The following is a 17,670-nucleotide window of genomic DNA, read 5'->3' as shown; positions in this document are numbered from 1 at the left end:
ACGGGCGCGAATGCGGCCGTGGACACCATGCCGGGCAGAACGCGGCCAAGCCATAGTCAGGGGCTGACAGAAGCCCCGGTGGTCCCGGGCCGAATGCGAAGTCCGGTGCGCGGGAGCAACCTCAGCCCCGCCGGCGATTGAGGCGCCGGGCCCCGGGCGGAGCCCCGGGATAGCGCAGAGCCCGGCCGCCCCACCGGACGCCCAAACCAGGAACAGGAAACCCAGCCCCGCCGGCGATTGAGGCGCCGGGCCCCGGGCCTGCGCCCCGGGAGTGACCCGCCCGCGGAACCGCCCCGGCACGCGTGGGCCCCGTACCGGCCCGGGTCACGAGGGCCGGTCCCCGGTCGGCGGGGCGTCGGTGTGGCGGATCCGGCTGTGCTTACGGCTGTAGAGGTAGTACACCGCCACACCGAGGAGCATCCAGATGCCGAACCGGACCCAGGTCTCGGTCGGCAGATTGAGCATCAGCCAGAGCGAGGCGGCCACCGACGCGATCGGCAGCCACGGCACCAGCGGGGTACGGAAGGCCCGCGGGAGGTCGGGGCGCGTACGGCGCAGGACGATGACGCCGATGGCGACGAGGACGAACGCGAACAGGGTGCCGATGTTCACCAGGGCCGCCAGCTCCTGGATGTTGGTGAGTCCGGCGATGACGGCGATGACGCAGCCGAGCAGGATGGTCGCACGGTACGGGGTGCGGAAGCGCGGATGGGTCCGGGAGAAGAAGCGGGGCAGCAGCCCGTCGCGGCTCATGGCGAAGAACACCCGGGTCTGGCCGAGCAGCAGGATCATACAGACGGTGGTGAGCCCGATGACCGCGCCGAAGCTGATGAAGCCCGCGTACCAGGGGTGCCCGGTGGCCTTGAACGCGTCGGCGAGCGGGGCGTCGATGGACAGGTCCCTGTAGTTCTGCATTCCGGTCACGACGATCGACACGGCGACATAGAGCGCGGTGCAGATGAACAGGGACCCGAGGATGCCCCGGGGCATGTCCCGCTGCGGGAGTTTGGTCTCCTCGGCCGCGGTGGCCACCACGTCGAAGCCGATGAAGGCGAAGAAGACCACGGAGGCCGCGGTGAAGATGCCCATCACACCGAAGTTGGTGGGTGCGTACCCGAACATCATCTGGACCAGCGGCTCCTGGATGCCCGAACCGCCCTCCGACCTCACCGGCGGGGGGATGAAGGGGTTGTAGTTCGACGCCGTGATGAAGAAGGACCCGGCGACGATGACCACCAGGACGACCGCGACCTTGATGATCACGACGATGGAGGTGACCCGGGCGGAGAGTTTCATCCCGAGGACCAGAATGCAGGTGAGGGCCAGCACCAGCAGAAAGGCCAGCAGATCGAAGCCGAATCCCGTGACGTCGTTGGTCCCGGACAGCGCGGCGGGCAGATGCCAGCCGATGTTGTCCATCAGAGAGCGCAGATAGCCGGACCAGCCGACGGCCACCACCGCCGTACCGAGGGCGAATTCGAGCACCAGGTCCCAGCCGATGATCCACGCGGGAAGCTCGCCGAGTGAGGCGTACGAGAAGGTGTACGCCGATCCCGCGACGGGGACCGTGGAGGCGAACTCGGCGTAGCACAGGGCCGCGAGACCGCAGACCACACCGGCGACGACGAAGGCGATGGCCGTCGCGGGGCCCGCGTTCTCCTTGGCGACGGCTCCGGTGAGGACGAAGATGCCGGTGCCGATGATGACACCGACTCCGAAAACGGTGAGATCCAGCCCGGACAGGGACTTTCTGAGTGCGTGCTCCGGCTCTTCCGTGTCGCGGATGGACTGCTCGATGCTCTTCGTCCGGAAGGCCCCCGCCCGGTCGGCGGGGTCTGACTGAGTGCTCACCGTGCACCTCCACGCTTGTCGTCCTCGACATGATCGGGACCGTCACCGGCCCGAACGCGCCCATACGGGTGGAGTTCACGCGAATGGGCCGGTAGGACCACCCGTCCAGGGTGCCCTCACCGGCCCGCGTCACTCGTGCCTCAGCGTGTTCCGGCGGACACTTTGCGGAGTCGTCCAAGAGGTACGGCGTTCCTCGGCGTCCGCGCGCGGACGAGGCCCTCCTTCCGCCGGGCGGGAGGAGGGCCTCGTCTTCGGTCCGTATGAGAAGGAGCACGGGAGAGTGCCGTTCCCGCGCCGCGACACGCGGGGAACTCGCCGAACGCGCTACGGGAGCCCGTCAGTCGCGGGCGGGTTCCACCGCCTCGGCCGCGGTGCTCCCGAAACGGCCGTCGAGCCGGGAGACCAGACCCGTCACCTGGCGCGCGATGTCCGGCGCGGTCAGACCGATCTCGGTCATGACCTCCTTGCGGGAGGCGTGGTCGAGGAAGCGCGGCGGAATGCCGAAGTCTCGCAGCGGGACGTCGACACCGGCGTCCCGCAGTGCCTGCGCGACCGCGGAGCCCACGCCGCCGACCCTGCTGTTGTCCTCGACGGTGACGACCACGCGGTGCTGCTCGGCGAGCGGTGCGAGGGCCTCGTCCACCGGCTTGACCCAGCGGGGGTCGACGACGGTGGTGGAGATGCCCTGCTTGTCGAGGAGATCGGCGATCTCCAGACACATCGGGGCGAGCGCGCCGACCGAGACGAGGAGCACATCGGGCCGGGCGGCGTCGGCGGGACGCAGCACATCCATACCGCCGACGCGGCCGACGGCCTTGACCGCGGGGCCGACCGCGCCCTTGGAGAAGCGGACCACGGTCGGGGCGTCGTCGACGGCGACGGCCTCGCGCAGCTGGGCGCGGACCTGGTCGGCGTCGCGCGGCGCGGCGATCCGGATGCCCGGGACGACCTGGAGGATCGACAGGTCCCACATGCCGTTGTGGGAGGCGCCGTCGGTGCCGGTGATGCCCGCGCGGTCCAGGACGAAGGTCACCCCGCACCGGTGCAGGGCGACATCCATGAGCACCTGGTCGAAGGCGCGGTTGAGGAAGGTCGCGTACACCGCGAAGACGGGGTGCACTCCGGCGGTGGCGAGACCGGCGGCGGAGACCGCGCCGTGCTGCTCGGCGATGCCGACGTCGTAGACGCGGTCGGGGAACGCCTTGGCGAACTTCTCCAGTCCGACGGGCTGGAGCATGGCGGCGGTGATCGCGACGACGTCCTCGCGCTCCCGGCCGAGCTTGACCATCTCCTCGCCGAACACGGAGGTCCAGTCGAGTCCGGAGCTGGCGATCGGCAGCCCGGTGTCGGGGTGGATCTTGCCGACGGCGTGGAAGCGGTCGGCCTCGTCCTGGAGGGCGGGCTGATAGCCGCGGCCCTTCTCGGTGAGGCAGTGGACGATCACGGGCCCGCCGAAGCGCTTGGCGCGGGCCAGCGCGGACTCCAGCGCCTCGATGTCATGGCCGTCGATCGGGCCGACGTACTTGAGGCCGAGGTCCTCGAACATGCCCTGGGGCGCGATGAAGTCCTTGAGGCCCTTCTTGGCGCCGTGGAGGGTTTCGTACAGCGGCTTTCCGACGACCGGGGTACGGCCGAGGATGTCCTTGCCGCGGGCGAGGAAACGCTCGTAGCCGTCGGTGGTACGGAGGGTGGCGAGGTGGTTGGCGAGACCGCCGATGGTCGGGGCGTAGGAGCGCTCGTTGTCGTTGACGACGATCACCAGCGGGCGGTCCTTGGCGGCGGCGATGTTGTTCAGCGCCTCCCAGGCCATACCGCCGGTGAGCGCGCCGTCGCCGATGACCGCGACGACGTGGTCGTCCTTCCTCAGGACCTCGTTCGCCTTGGCGATCCCGTCGGCCCAGCCGAGGACGGCCGAGGCGTGGGAGTTCTCGATGATGTCGTGCTCGGACTCGGCGCGCGCCGGGTAACCGGAGAGCCCGCCCTTCATCTTCAGCCGGGAGAAGTCCTGGCGGCCGGTGAGCAGCTTGTGCACATAGCTCTGGTGGCCCGTGTCCCACAGGATCTTGTCCCTCGGGGACTCGAAGACCCGGTGGAGGGCGATGGTCAGCTCGACCACACCGAGGTTGGGACCGAGGTGGCCGCCGGTCTTGGAGACGGCGTCGACGAGGAAGGTCCGGATCTCTTCGGCCAGCTGATCCAGCTCCTCCGGGCTGAGCCGGTCCAGATCGCGCGGTCCCCTGATACGGGTAAGCAGTGCCACCCGTGCCTCCTTGCGTATTGAGCTGGTGAGCGTTGCGGTCGAGCGTGGCGATTCGGCCGAGTCTAGTGTTCCCCCGCTGCCCTTGGTCATCGGGCGGTGCGTTCTGGGTCATACCGGTGGCCGCCCCGGGACGGATACGCGACAATGCCCGGCCCGCCGGGGTCGTGGGGCCCCGGGGTGCGCGCGATCGGGGGGCGCGGCGGCCGCCGGCGCCCGGATCTGTGAGCGGCGACACCCGGTCGTACGGCGTGACATCCGGCACTCCGATGACGCCGGGCCCGTACGACGGCTCCCGCCCGCGTCCCTCGACGGAGGCGCCCGGACCTTCCACCGGTCCGCCCGGTGCGGACACCGGCGACGCCCGGATCCCTGCCGGGGCACCGGCGACGGCGGGTCCGGCCCCGGACACCGTGGCGCCCGGTCCCCTGGGATTCGCCGCACCGGGACCGGGCGAGCCGGTGACGGGGGCCACGGTGGCCGGGGTCAGGCGCGGCCCGCCGTCTTCTGGGTCCTGCGGGTGACGGAGTCGATCACCACGGTGGCCAGCAGCACACCGCCGGTGATCATGTACTGGATCGGGGTGGCGATGCTCTCCAGGGCCAGGCCGTACTGGATGGACACGATGACCATCACCCCGAGCAGCGCGTTCCAGGTCCGGCCGCGTCCGCCGAAGAGGCTGGTGCCGCCGATGACGGCCGCGGCGATCACATTCATCAGGAGGTCGCCGGCTCCGGCGCTCTGATTGGCCGCGGCGATCTTGGACGCCCAGAACAGTCCGCCGACGGCGGCGAAGGTGCCGGCGACGGCGAAGACCGAGATCCGTACCGCCGTGACGTTGATGCCGGCCCGCCGGGACGCCTCCACGCTGCCGCCGAGGGCGGTGATCATGCGGCCGTACGCGGTGCGGCGCAGGACGAAGTCCGTCGTCACCAGCACCGCCAGGAAGAGCACGAACGCCAGGGGCAGCCCCTTGTACTGGTTGAACACGAAGGCCGCCGCGAACGCGATCAGCGCGAGCAGCGCCGTGCGCAGCACGATGTCGGCCGGGGGCCGGGAGGGGATACCCGCGGCGGCGCGGCGGCGGCTGTCGAGGAGTCCGGAGCACAGGAACACGGCGACGGCGACGGCGGCGAGTCCGTAGGCGGCGGCCACATCGGTGAAGTAGTACGTGGTCAGCCTGCCGACGACGCCCTCGCTGTCGAGGTTGATCGTGCCGTTCTCACCGAGGAGTTGGAGCATGAAGCCGAGCCAGAACAGCAGTCCGGCGAGGGTGACGGCAAAGGCGGGGGCACCGAGCCGGGCGAAGAAGAAGCCGTGCAGGGCCCCGATGGCCGCGCCGCTCACCAGGGCCACGGCGACGGCGAGCCATTCGTTCATGCCGTGGGTCACGGTCAGCACGGCGACGATCGCCCCGGAGACACCGCTGACCGAGCCGACGGACAGATCGATCTCGCCGAGGAGGAGGACGAAGATGATCCCGACGGCCATCATCCCGGTGGCGACCATGGTGACGGCGATGTTGCTGAGGTTCTCGGCGGACAGGAAGTTGGGGTTGAGGGTCTGGAAGACCGCTGCGATGAGGATCAGTCCGACGACGACCGGGAGGGAGCCGAGGTCACCGGCGCTCAGCTTCCGCCGGAACTCGGAGAGATAGCCCGAGAAGCCCTCTTCGCGCACCAGCAGCCGGGGGTCGACCGCGGTCACCGCGGCCGTGGCCGCCTCCGTGTTCACCACGGGCGCGCGGTCGGCGCCGTCGGCGCCCCCGGGAGTCTTGTCGAGGTTCATCTACCGTCCCTCCGCGTCGCGCGCCGCCCGGCGGGTCACTGCGTTGTCCGTGGCGCCGGTGATGGCGGAGATGATGTCCTCCTGCGAGGTGGAACGGACGTCGAAGACACCGTTGTTGCGGCCGAGGCGCAGGACCGCCACCCGGTCGGCGACCGCTTTGACGTCCGCCATGCTGTGGCTGATGAGAAGGACGGCGTGGCCGCGATCACGCAGCCGCTCCACGAGGTCGAGGACCTGGGCGGTCTGCTCGACGCCGAGGGCGGCCGTGGGCTCGTCCAGGATGACCAGCCGTGGCTCGCCCAGCAGGGAGCGGGCGATGGCGACGGTCTGGCGCTGGCCGCCGGAGAGCGAGGCGACCGGGATCCGGACGCTGGGGATACGGATCGCGAGGGTGTCGAGGAGTACACGGGCGCGGCGCTCCATCTCGATCTCGTCGAGGATGCCGTGTCTGCGGATCTCCCGGCCGAGGTAGAGGTTCCCGACGACGTCGATGTTGTCGCAGAGCGCGAGGTCCTGGTAGACGGTCGCGATGCCCAGCGCCCGGGCGTCGTGCGGCCGGGTGATCGACACCGGCGCGCCGTCCCACTCGATGACACCGCCGTCGACGGGGTGCACTCCGGCGACCGTCTTGACCAGGGTGGACTTTCCGGCGCCGTTGTCGCCCACGAGGGCGACCACCTCGCCCGAGCGGACCTCCATCTCGACATCGGTGAGCGCCTGGACGGCACCGAAGCGTTTGGAGACCCCTCGCAACGCCAGCACGGGCGCAGCGGACACATGAACCATCTCCTTCGCCGCCTGACCGGCGGGGGCGCCGCGCCGGGGTGGGGCGCGGATGCTGAGCAGCAGGGCTGGGAGGGAAGCGGGTCGTCCGGCGCCCCGCCGGCAGCGGGGTGGTTGGGCCGGGAGGGCGCCGGACGAGCTGGGGGGCGACCCCGGGTTCCGGGGGCGTGCGGTCAAGGGGTGCGGCCTTTGGGTGGTACGGGGATTCCGGGGCGGACGGGGCTCCGGGCGGCGCACGGGCCGCGCGGGAGCCCCGGGACCTCGGGCTTCCCCGGGGGTCGGGGTGCGTACGGTGGTTCGGGGTCGGTGGTCCGGGTCTCCGGGTCGGGGGCGGTGGTTCGGAGCCGCGGTTCGGGCCTGCGGATCCGGATCGGTGGCTCGGGCCCCCGGGTCGGGGGCGTCTTTCGGCCCCCGGGTCGGGGGACTGTCGCCCGGGCGCCGGCTCGGGAGCGGTCGTTGAGGGCCCCGGCTCCGGGGCCTTGACGTCACCTCGCCGGCGGAGGCGCTAACGGAGGCCGAGCTTGTCGCAGGCCGCCTTGTACTTGGGAGTGCAGATCTCGGCGACGGTGTAGATGCCGTCCTTGAGGACCGTGTCCTTGATGTTGTCCTTCGTCAGGGAGACCACCGGGACGAGGACCGACGGCACGCCCTTGGTGGTCGGGCTGTCCACGGTGTCCTGGGCGATGCCGCCGAGCTTCCTGCCCTGGGCGAGCGCGACCGCCATCTCGGCGGCGGCGTCCGCCTCCCCCGCGTACGGCTTGTAGACGCTCGCGAACTGCTCACCGGCGATGATGCGCTGTACGGCGGCGAGTTCGGCGTCCTGCCCGGTGACGGGCGGCAGCTTGGTGAAGCCCGCGGCCTTCAGGGCGGTGATGATGCCGCCCGCCATACCGTCGTTGGCGGAGTAGACACCGATGATCCGGCCCTTGCCGAGCGCCGAGATCGCCGCCTCCATATTGGCGTTGGCGTTCTCCGGCTTCCACTCCTTGGTGTCGTACTCCTTGCCGATGTTCACCTTGCCGTCCAGCTCGGAGTGGGCGCCCTTCTTGAACAGCGCCGCGTTCGGGTCGGTGACCGAGCCGTTCATCATCACGATCTGGCCGTCCTTGGCCTTCGGCCCGAGCGCCGTCAGCAGCGCCTTGCCCTGGACCCGGCCCACCTCCTCGTTGTCGAAGGAGGTGTAGGCGTCGATCGGCCCCTCGGCCAGCCGGTCGAACGCGACGACCGGGATCCCGGCGTCCTTGGCCTTCTTCACCCCGCCCGCGATCGCCTTGGAGTCGACCGCGTCCACGATCAGCACATCGACCTTGTTGGTGATCATCGTGTCGACCTGCTGGGTCTGGAGCGTCGCGTCCTGTTTGGCGTTGGCGTAGACGATCTCGCCCTTGCCGTCGGTCAGTTCGCTGATCTTCTTCTCGATGAGCGGCTTGTCGAACTTCTCGTACCGTGCGGTCTGGTTCTCCGGCAGCAGCAGTCCGACCGTGAGGTCGTCCCCCTTCGCGCCGCCCGACTCCTTCGGCTTGTCGCCGGACTCCTTCGCGCTTCCGCAGGCGGCGAGCACGACGGCCGCCGCTGCGGCCGCGGTGGTGACCGCGGCACGACGCAGATGTGCGTTCATCTGGGCAAACCTCCCTGACGGGGCCGCGGCCGGTACGGCCGAGGTGGCAGGCAGTCAACTCGGCCCTGCTGTCAGGGTCAAGGAGTAAATCCTTAACGAGATGACAACGGTGCCATGTGTTCTCTAAGTGAAGACTTTGCCCCCGTTCGGTGGCTCATATCCGAGCAGGGTGAAGTCACCCGTCTCGCTCAGCGCCAGGGCCAGCGCGCCCAGGACCCCGGCCCGGCCGCCGAGCGCCCCGGGCACCACCACCAGATGCGCGGCGGCGCTGGGGATCGCGTACCGGGCCACGGACTCCCGGATGGGGCCGAGGACCAGCTCACCGGCGTCGGCGAGGGTTCCCCCGAGGACGACCCGGCTCGGGTTGAGCAGATTGCAGAGGCTGGCGACGGCGCTGCCGATGTGGCGGCCGACATCGGCGACGACCCGGCGGCAGCCGGGGTCGCCGTCGCGGGCGAGCGCCACCACGCGCTCCATCGTGATGCCGGGCCCGTGCGAGGAGTGCAGCAGCGGCAGGACGTACCGGGCGGCGGCGAAGGTCTCCAGACAGCCGCGGTTGCCGCAGCGGCAGACCGGGCCCGACTCGTCCAGGGTGATGTGCCCGATCTCACCGGCCGTGCCGCCGGGCCCCCGGTAGATCCGGCCGTCCATCACCAGCCCGGCCCCGACACCGCTCGCGACCTTGATGTACGCGAGATCGCGCACCCCCCGGCCACCGCCCCACACGAGTTCTCCCAGAGCGCCGAGATTGGCGTCGTTGTCGACGTGGACGGGCATCCCGAGCCGCCCGGACAGCTCCTTGCCGGGGCTGACCCCGGTCCACCCGGGCAGTATCGACGGGGATCCGAGGGTGCCGGCCTCCCCGTCGACGGGCCCCGGCACCCCGAGGCCGACGCCGATCACCTTGTCCCGGGCGGTCCCGGTCTCCGCGATCAGCCGGTTGACCAGGTGCTCCGCCCGGTCGAGGCCGTCCGCGGACGAGGCGTCCACATCGAGCGGCTCGGACTCCTCCGCCAGCACCCGGTGGGCGAGATCACCGACCGCCACCCGCAGATGGGTGTGGCCGAAGTCGACGCCGACGACCACGCCCGCGTCCCCGCTGAGCGAGACGCTGCGGGCCCGCCGGCCGCCTGCGGACGTCGGTGTGACCTCGACCGTTCCGCTCTCCTTCAGCTCACGGACGATATTGGAGACCGTGGCCGCCGACAGGCCCGTGCTCCGCGCGATCTCCGCCTGCGTCAGCGAGCCCGCCGTACGAACGGCCCGTACGACCCGTTCCAGATTGGCCCGGTGCAGCGATGTCTGCGATCCCGGAGTCTCCATGGCTGATCCACTCCTGCCCCCGGAGGGCGGCACGACGGCGGTCCTCCGGCCGGAAATCCTCCGTGGATCTCCGGCTTTTCTCCAACTTGTGAACTCCAACCTCACTGTCCGGGGCTGATCACGTCAAGACCTTGACCGGGCGGGCGGCAGGGGCAGGGGGCCGGGGAACGCCGAACGCCCCCCGGTGGAGTGATCCACCGGGGGGCGTTCGCGGGCGGGTGAGGGCGTGGGGCCCGGCGCGCGGGCGCCGACCGCCCGGGCGCCGGGCCGCCGGCCCCGCTACTTGAGTGCGCCCGCCGTCAGTCCCGCCACCACCTGCCGCTGGAAGATGATGTACGCCGCCAGGACCGGCAGCATCGCCATCACCAGACCGGCGAAGAGACCGGACCAGTCCCCCTTGTACCCCTGGCTCACCGCCAGCTGGACCAGGCCCTGGGAGAGCACCTTCTTCTCCGGCTCGGTGTTGAGCACGGTCGGCAGCAGATACTGGTTCCACTGCCCCAGGAAGTTGAAGATACCCACGCTGATCAGCCCCGGCTTGGCCATCGGCAGCATGACCTGGAAGAACGTCCGGGTGTGCGAGGCCCCGTCCATGAACGCGGCCTCCGCCACCGAGGTCGGCAGCGTACGGAAGAAGGCCGTGAGGAAGAAGACGGTGAACGGCAGCGAGTAGGCGATGTACACCAGGATCAGACCGTGCAGCGTGTTCAGCAGGGCCATGTTCTGCAGGACGTAGAAGAGCGGCACCAACGCCAGGATGACCGGGAAGCTCATCCCTCCGATGAAGAGGAAGTAGATGAAGCGGTTCCCGGGGAAGTCGAAGCGCGCCAGCACGTAGGCCGCCATCGACCCGAACAGCAGGGTGCCGATGAGCGAGCCGCCCACCACGAGGACCGTGTTCAGGAAGTAGTCGCTCATATGCGCCTCGCTCCAGGCGCGCGACCAGTTCTCGAAATGCAGCTTGTCCGGCAGGGCCCAGGGCGAGGAGAAGATCGCCCGGTCCGTCTTGAAGGAGGTCATGACGGCCCACAGGAGCGGCAGCACGACCATGATCGCCCAGATGACGAGGACGCCGTGGGAGAAGACATTGAGGACCGAGCCCCCGGTCTGCTGCCCGGTGGACTCCCCCGGCCCGGGGGCGGCCGTCTTGATCACATGGCCGCCGTCTCCCTCGACGCCGGCGTGTGTGGTGTCAGTCGTCTTCATCAGTACTCCAGCCGCTCGCGACGGCCGAGCCGCATCACCACGGCCGCGAAGAGCAGCGTGACGATGAGCAGGGCGACGCCGATCGTGGTCGCGTAGGCGGCCTGGCCGTCCCGGAACGCCTTCTGATACACGTACAGCGGCATGACGATGGTGGAGTAGTCGGGGCCACCGCCGTTCGGCCCCACCGTCATGATCTGTACGACCGCGAAGGACTCGGCGCCCAGCGCGAGGATGCCCATATAGATCCACCCGGACTGCACGGTGTCCCAGAGCAGCGGCAGGGTGATCTTGAAGAAGGTCGTGAAGCGGTTGGCGCCGTCCAGCAGCGCGGCCTCGTAGAAGTCCCGGGGGATCGAGGCCATGCCCGCGGAGAAGAGCACGACGAAGAAGCCGACGGTCGACCAGACCAGTACGGCCATCACGCACATCAGGGCGAGGTCGGGGTCCCCGAGCCAGTCCGGCTGGACGCTGCCGAGCCCGACCGCCTTCAGGGCGGAGTTGATGGCGCCGTCGGCGGGGTTGTACGCGAACTTGAACAGCAGGGCCACGATCGCGATCGACAGCACCTGGGGGAAGAAGTACACGATCTTGTAGAAGGACGAGCCGCGCACTCCGGCGATCGCGGCGCCCTTGCGGCGTCTGCCGCCGACGTTGAGCATGAACGCGAAGAACAGGGCGAGCCCGACCGTCAGCAGCGGCAGCACCACCGCGAAGGTCAGGCTGTGCTGGACCGACTTCCAGAAGACGTCGTCGTCCAGCAACTTGGTGTAGTTGTCGAAACCGACCATCGAGAATTCCGGGCTCAGCCCGCTCCAGTCCGTGAAGGAGTAGTAGATGGACTGGACGAACGGCCAGATGACGAACAGCGCGTAGAGCGCCAGGGGGACCACCAGGAACCCCACGATGAACCGGTACTTGCCGTGTTGCATTCCTACCGACCCCGATCTTCCTGCGGGCAGCACCGCTGGTGCCGTGTGGGGAGCCGGGGCCCCGTTCCCGGTCGGCGGACAGGGCCCCGGCCGGGGATCACTGGTGCTTGTACTTCTTGACCGAGTCGTCCTTGGCGGCCTCGTCGGCGAAGCCCTGGATCCTCTTGATGGCCTCGGTCGGGGTGATGCGGCCGGCCATCATCTCGCCCAGGCCGGCGACGCCGATCTTCTCCTTCTGGAGCGCCACGTACCAGTCCTGCAGCCGCGGGTTGAGCACATTGGTGCCCGCCTTCTCCAGGGCGGCGACGGCGGACTTCAGGCCCGGGGTCAGCTCGATGCCGTCGGTGCCGCCGTCGAAGGCCGTCAGGGACTTCACCGACTGGGTGAAGTTCTTGGAGGAGGCCTCGCTGAGCATGATGCGCAGCTGCTCCATCCCGCCTTCCTTGTTCTTCGCCTTGGCCGGGACGATGAACGGCTCACCGCCGGAGGCCCAGATGGTGCCGAACGGCAGCTTGTCGGAGCTGTCCATGCCGGTGGGCGCGGAGACGGCCAGGTTGAAGTCCTTCGGCATCGTCTTCGCCGCCTCGTTCTCCACCCAGGAGCCGTTCGGGAGGAAGAGCGCCTTGCCCTCGGTCCACTTGGTCTGCGACTGGATGTGGTCGAGACCCGGGGTGCCCTTGAGGATGTAGCCCTTCTTGAACAGCTCGTAGTAGGCCTCCAGACAGGTCTTGACCGCCGGGTGCTTCCAGGCGTTGGGCTCCAGGTTGTCGATCGCGTCGAGGACGTCGCGGCCGCCGACCTTGCCGATCATCGGGTAGAGCGAGAAGGGGATGTAGTACGGGTGGACGCCCGCGTAGGTCCAGCCCGCGATGCCCTTCTTCTTGGCCTTGGCGCAGACCGCCAGCATCTCGTCCCAGGTCTCGGGGTACTTCGCGTCGAGCGAGTCGAGCAGCTTCTGGGAGTACCAGGTGCCGTAGACGGTGTAGGCGTAGTAGAGGATCCAGACCGGCGCGCCGTCGAACTGGCCCATCTCGACGATGCCCGGCCGGAGGGTGTCGCGGACCTTCTTGTTCGGGTCGTCGGCGGAGGCGGCGTCCAGCAGCGGGGTCAGGTCGGTGAGCTGCTTCTTGCCCACGAGGACGCCCATGTCCATCTGCTCTTTGCCGGAGTTGTCGATCAGGTCCGGCGGGTTGCCCCCGTTGAACCGCGGCTGGAGCTCGCTCTGGATGAGCTGGGTCGCGTGGAACTTGACCTTGGCCTTGGGGTAGTTGGTCTCGTAGACCTTGACCGCGTCCTTGGCGTACTGCTGGCCGAAGCCCCCGTCGAAGAGGACGAAGTCGAGCGGGGCGGTCTCATTGACCCCGAGCGGGTTCTTCGCGGTCTTCTTGCCCTTGTCGACCGAGTTGTTGTCCTTGCTGTCCCCGCTGGCGCAGGCGGACAGGAAGCCCATCGCCGGCACCGTCAGCAGGCCGAGCGCCGCGGAGCGCTTGATCAGATCACGGCGGCCAAGGCCCTCATTGTTGTGGGCGGAGGTGGATCCCATGCTCAAGTCCTCGCCTTCATTCAGGACTCAGGCGGTGAACAAGTCGCCCGTCCGTCTCGCCTGAAGGCGAAGGGCCACGCCACCGCGGTCAATTGCTGTGTACTCCCGCGGCTCTCCCGCGCGAACTCAAAAACTTGGGTTGTGCACCGTTCGACAGCGGAAACGGGTCGAGAGCGGCAGACGTTACGCGCACGACTGTCCGATTCTCCATTCCCCCTGGCCCGAGCAGCATGTGCAACAAGCAGCCCGGACGCCGACAGGTATAGTCCACTTACCTTCGGAGGAGCAAGATCGAAAGCAATGTTCGACGGCAGTCTTTCCCGAGTTGAGACCTCCCGGATATCTGCGGACGGCACCGGGAGAGCCATATCTTGATCATCTTTGCCGGAATGGCCGATTCCAGCCCCGACTTCACGTCAGCACACTTGACGCCGTATGCCGCTCGGCTCCCTACTGGAACGTCCGCATCATGGTGACAACGTTGTCCCCTCCACGGCCTCCCCGGGCCGGGCCCGCGCCCGCCACAACCGGAGCCTCCCGTCCGCCGCGCCCGCGCGGGCGCCTCCGCCCGCCTCTCCCCTACGGGGACACGGGCCGGGGCCGCCCGTGCCCCGGTGGCGCCGGGCCCCCGACCTCGCCCCTTCCCCCGCTCCCGAACACCGGTTCAGCTCCTCCTCCGAGCCGCACGGACATCCACTGAACCGGCGCAATACCGTGAAAGTCGGAATGGACGGAAAGAAGCAGTCATCCAACGCCAATAGCGGCTTCGCCCCTGGAATTCCGGGCAATATCACCGACAAGGTCACAGAAGCAGGCGCCGACGGCGAAAACGCGGCGGCGGGCGGGAGCAGAGAACATCCGGCCGATCTTCAGCCGGGGACGGAATGACCGGATTTCGCTCGGCAACCTGTCCGGAGATCACGCGGAACAACCAGCGTCTCTATCACCCGAACGGCCGAGCCGATCCCATGAGCGCGTACGGCGAAGGGCCGCACCCCCACGGCGTTTTCCCGGGGGTGCGGCCCTTCTCGGTGCCGGGGCGTCAGCCGCGGATCAGGTTCCGCAGGACGTACTGCATGATGCCGCCGTTGCGGTAGTAGTCCGCCTCGCCGGGGGTGTCGATACGGACGACCGCGTCGAACTCCACACCGGTGTCGGTGGTGACCTTGACCGTGCGCGGGGTGGTGCCCTCGTTCAGCTCGGTCACACCGGAGACGGAGAAGGTCTCCTCGCCGGTCAGACCCAGGCCCTCGGCGGTCGCGCCCTGCGGGAACTGGAGCGGCAGCACGCCCATGCCGATGAGGTTCGAGCGGTGGATGCGCTCGTACGACTCGGCGATGACGGCCTTCACACCGAGGAGCGCGGTGCCCTTGGCGGCCCAGTCGCGGGACGAGCCGGAGCCGTACTCCTTGCCCGCGAGAATCACCAGCGGGATGCCCTGCTCGATGTAGTTGCGCGAGGCGTCGTAGATGAACGACACCGGAGCCGCGTCGGCGGTCGCCGCCCGGGTGAAGTCGCGGGTGAAGCCGCCCTCGGTGCCGGGCGCGATCTGGTTGCGCAGCCGGATGTTGGCGAACGTGCCCCGGATCATCACTTCGTGGTTGCCCCGGCGCGAACCGTAGGAGTTGAAGTCACGGCGCTGGACACCGTGCTCCGTGAGGTACGTGCCCGCCGGGGTGTCGGCCTTGATGGCACCGGCCGGGGAGATGTGGTCGGTGGTGACCGAGTCGCCCAGCTTGGCCAGCACCCGGGCGCCCGCGATGTCGGCGACGGGGGTGGTCTCCATCCGCATGCCCTCGAAGTACGGGGGCTTGCGGACATAGGTGGACTCGGCGTCCCACTCGAAGGTGTTGCCGGTGGGGATCGGCAGCGCCTGCCACTGGGCGTCGCCCGCGAAGACGTCCTGGTAGGACTTGTTGAACATGTCCTCGCCGATCGCGTTGGCGACGACGTCGTTGACCTCGGCCTCGGTGGGCCAGATGTCCTGGAGGAAGACCGGCTTGCCCTCGGTGTCGACGCCGAGCGCGTCGCGCGTGATGTCGACCTTCATGGAGCCCGCGATGGCGTACGCCACGACCAGCGGCGGGGACGCCAGATAGTTCATCTTGACGTCGGGGTTGATCCGGCCCTCGAAGTTGCGGTTGCCGGAGAGCACCGAGGTGACGGCGAGGTCGTGGTCGTTGACGGCCTTGGAGACCTCCTCCGGCAGCGGGCCGGAGTTGCCGATGCAGGTGGTGCAGCCGTAGCCGACGAGATTGAAGCCGACCTTGTCGAGGTAGGGGGTGAGCCCCGCCTTGTCGAAGTAGTCGGTGACGACCTTGGAGCCCGGGGCGAGGGTGGTCTTCACCCACGGCTTGCGGGTGAGGCCCTTCTCGACCGCCTTCTTGGCCACCAGCGCGGCGGCGACCATGACGTACGGGTTCGAGGTGTTGGTGCAGGAGGTGATCGCGGCGACGGTGACGGCGCCGTGGTCGATCTCGTACGTCGACCCGTCGGGGGCGGTCACCAGGGTCGGACGGGACGGCACCCCGTTGACGGAGGCGGGCGCGTCGGAGGCCGGGAAGGACTCCTTGCCGGCCTCGTCGTCGTCATCCACGTAGTTGCGTACGTCCAGCTTGAACTGCTCGGCCGCGTTCGCGAGGACGATACGGTCCTGCGGGCGCTTGGGACCGGCGATGGAGGGGACGACCGTGGCGAGGTCCAGCTCCAGCTTCTCGGAGAAGTCGGGCTCGGCGGCCGGGTCCAGCCACAGGCCCTGCTCCTTGGCGTACGCCTCCACCAGCGCGACCTGCTGCTCGCTGCGGCCGGTGAGCCTGAGGTAGTTCAGGGTCTCGCCGTCGATCGGGAAGATGGCGGCGGTGGAACCGAACTCCGGCGACATATTGCCGATGGTGGCGCGGTTGGCGAGCGAGGTGGCGGCGACGCCCTCGCCGTAGAACTCGACGAACTTGCCCACGACGCCGTGCTTGCGCAGCATCTCGGTGATCGTGAGGACGAGGTCGGTGGCGGTGGTGCCGGGGGTAAGCTCACCCGTGAGCTTGAAGCCGACGACACGCGGGATCAGCATGGAGACCGGCTGGCCGAGCATCGCGGCCTCGGCCTCGATACCGCCGACGCCCCAGCCCAGCACGCCGAGGCCGTTGACCATCGTGGTGTGCGAGTCGGTGCCGACCAGGGTGTCCGGGTACGCCTGGCCGTTCCGCACCATGACCGTGCGCGCCAGGTGCTCGATGTTCACCTGGTGGACGATTCCGGTGCCCGGCGGGACGACCTTGAACTCGTCGAACGCGGTCTGGCCCCAGCGCAGGAACTGATAGCGCTCCCGGTTGCGGCCGTACTCCAGCTCCACGTTCTGCGCGAACGAGTCGCTGGTGCCGAACTTGTCGGCGATCACGGAGTGGTCGATGACCAGCTCGGCGGGGGCGAGCGGGTTGATCTTCGCCGGGTCGCCGCCCAGTTCCCTGACGGCCTCGCGCATGGTGGCGAGGTCGACGACACAGGGCACACCGGTGAAGTCCTGCATGATCACGCGGGCCGGCGTGAACTGGATCTCCTGGCTCGGCTGCGCCTGGGAGTCCCAGCCGCCGAGCGCCCGGATGTGGTCGGCGGTGATGTTCGCGCCGTCCTCGGTGCGCAGCAGGTTCTCCAGCAGCACCTTCAGGCTGTAGGGAAGGCGCGCGGAGCCCTCGACCTTGTCCAGCCGGAAGATTTCGTACGACTCGTCACCCACGCGCAGCGTGCTGCGGGCGTCGAAGCTGTTCGCCGACACGACAGTCTCCTTCATCAATGGCGCGTACTACGTCCATGCTGCCGCCATGGCCCCTCATCGATCCGCTAAGGTAGGGCCTGGTTAGGTGACCCTTACCGGGATGGCGACTGCGGTACGCCCGGGCAGTTATCTCGATGTCGAGATAACTCTAGTACATCGGTGCGGCTCGGTCATGCGGGGGAGCTGTGTGCTGCGCCTCCGTCGCCGGGCGCGCGTGGTCCGTTCGGTCCCGCGCGCCCTGGGTACGGAGGTGCTCCGCGCCGCTCGGACCGGGTGCCGCGCCCTGGGTGCGGGGCTCGGGGAGGCGCGAGCCGGCGGGGAAGGTCCTGCCGTACGGGACCGGGGCGGCCTTACGGGACCGGGCAGCGCGGCCCGGGTCCGCGCCTGGCGCGAGGGTGTCCGTACCGGCCGCCGCCTCTGGTGGCCGCCGTGCCCGTCGCCGTTCCCGCCGGTGGATCAGCGGGCGGCTTCATCGCGGGCAGGAGGGGCTTGCCATCGCGGGGCGGCCGACCGTCTCCGTACGGGCCGGGCCGCCGGTCCGGCCCACCGGCCGGGCTACGCGCGGTCGCAGGGTTTCCCGCGCGGTCGCCGGGCTCCGCGCGG

Annotated in this window: 11 protein-coding genes; 1 reads left to right on the top strand and 10 read right to left on the bottom strand. The window is 69.3% G+C overall.

Annotated features, from left to right (window positions below):
• Window positions 1-324: 324 nt before the first annotated feature.
• From ACIBCM_RS09245 to ngcE, 9 genes are all read right to left on the bottom strand, one after another.
• Window positions 325-1,851 (bottom strand): amino acid permease, encoded by a 1,527-nt coding sequence (locus ACIBCM_RS09245; protein WP_399241362.1) that lies wholly within the window; start codon window positions 1,849-1,851, stop codon window positions 325-327.
• A 337-nt stretch (window positions 1,852-2,188) separates the two neighbouring features.
• The gene (dxs, locus tag ACIBCM_RS09240; protein WP_399241361.1) at window positions 2,189-4,111 is read right to left on the bottom strand and encodes a 1-deoxy-D-xylulose-5-phosphate synthase; all 1,923 of its coding nucleotides are present in this window, start codon (window positions 4,109-4,111) and stop codon (window positions 2,189-2,191) included.
• A 483-nt stretch (window positions 4,112-4,594) separates the two neighbouring features.
• A complete protein-coding gene (locus tag ACIBCM_RS09235; protein ID WP_399241360.1) occupies window positions 4,595-5,896 on the bottom strand; it encodes a sugar ABC transporter permease in 1,302 nt (433 codons plus the stop codon).
• Complete coding sequence (locus ACIBCM_RS09230; protein WP_399241359.1) at window positions 5,897-6,682, bottom strand: ATP-binding cassette domain-containing protein; 786 nt, start codon at window positions 6,680-6,682, stop codon at window positions 5,897-5,899.
• 502 nt (window positions 6,683-7,184) lie between these two features.
• Window positions 7,185-8,297: a substrate-binding domain-containing protein gene (locus ACIBCM_RS09225; protein WP_399241358.1), complete on the bottom strand. Its 1,113-nt coding sequence runs from the start codon at window positions 8,295-8,297 to the stop codon at window positions 7,185-7,187.
• A 123-nt stretch (window positions 8,298-8,420) separates the two neighbouring features.
• Window positions 8,421-9,620 carry an ROK family protein gene (locus ACIBCM_RS09220; protein WP_399241357.1) on the bottom strand — a complete coding sequence of 400 codons (1,200 nt, stop codon included), beginning with the start codon at window positions 9,618-9,620 and terminating at the stop codon, window positions 8,421-8,423.
• 279 nt (window positions 9,621-9,899) lie between these two features.
• Window positions 9,900-10,826, bottom strand: coding sequence for a carbohydrate ABC transporter permease (locus tag ACIBCM_RS09215; RefSeq protein WP_399241356.1), 927 nt, complete (start codon window positions 10,824-10,826; stop codon window positions 9,900-9,902).
• A complete protein-coding gene (locus ACIBCM_RS09210; RefSeq protein ID WP_399241355.1) occupies window positions 10,826-11,755 on the bottom strand; it encodes a carbohydrate ABC transporter permease in 930 nt (309 codons plus the stop codon). Before ACIBCM_RS09210 ends, ACIBCM_RS09215 begins: the two co-directional genes overlap by 1 nt.
• A 97-nt stretch (window positions 11,756-11,852) precedes the next feature.
• A complete protein-coding gene (ngcE, locus tag ACIBCM_RS09205; protein ID WP_399241354.1) occupies window positions 11,853-13,298 on the bottom strand; it encodes an N-acetylglucosamine/diacetylchitobiose ABC transporter substrate-binding protein in 1,446 nt (481 codons plus the stop codon).
• A gap of 726 nt (window positions 13,299-14,024) precedes the next feature.
• Between ngcE and ACIBCM_RS09200 the strand changes: the two genes are divergently transcribed.
• Window positions 14,025-14,186, top strand: coding sequence for a hypothetical protein (locus ACIBCM_RS09200; RefSeq protein ID WP_399241353.1), 162 nt, complete (start codon window positions 14,025-14,027; stop codon window positions 14,184-14,186).
• Window positions 14,187-14,340: 154 nt separating this feature from the next.
• On the opposite strand, the gene acnA is transcribed toward ACIBCM_RS09200, so the two are convergent.
• The gene (gene acnA / locus ACIBCM_RS09195; RefSeq protein WP_399241352.1) at window positions 14,341-17,067 is read right to left on the bottom strand and encodes an aconitate hydratase AcnA; all 2,727 of its coding nucleotides are present in this window, start codon (window positions 17,065-17,067) and stop codon (window positions 14,341-14,343) included.
• Window positions 17,068-17,670 lie beyond the last annotated feature (603 nt).

Origin of the sequence: Streptomyces sp. NPDC051018, assembly GCF_044456085.1 — a bacterium.
Classification (GTDB): Bacteria; Actinomycetota; Actinomycetes; order Streptomycetales; family Streptomycetaceae; genus Streptomyces.
Note: the sequence above shows the minus strand (reverse complement) of the source record. Positions and strands in the feature narration are given on the sequence as shown.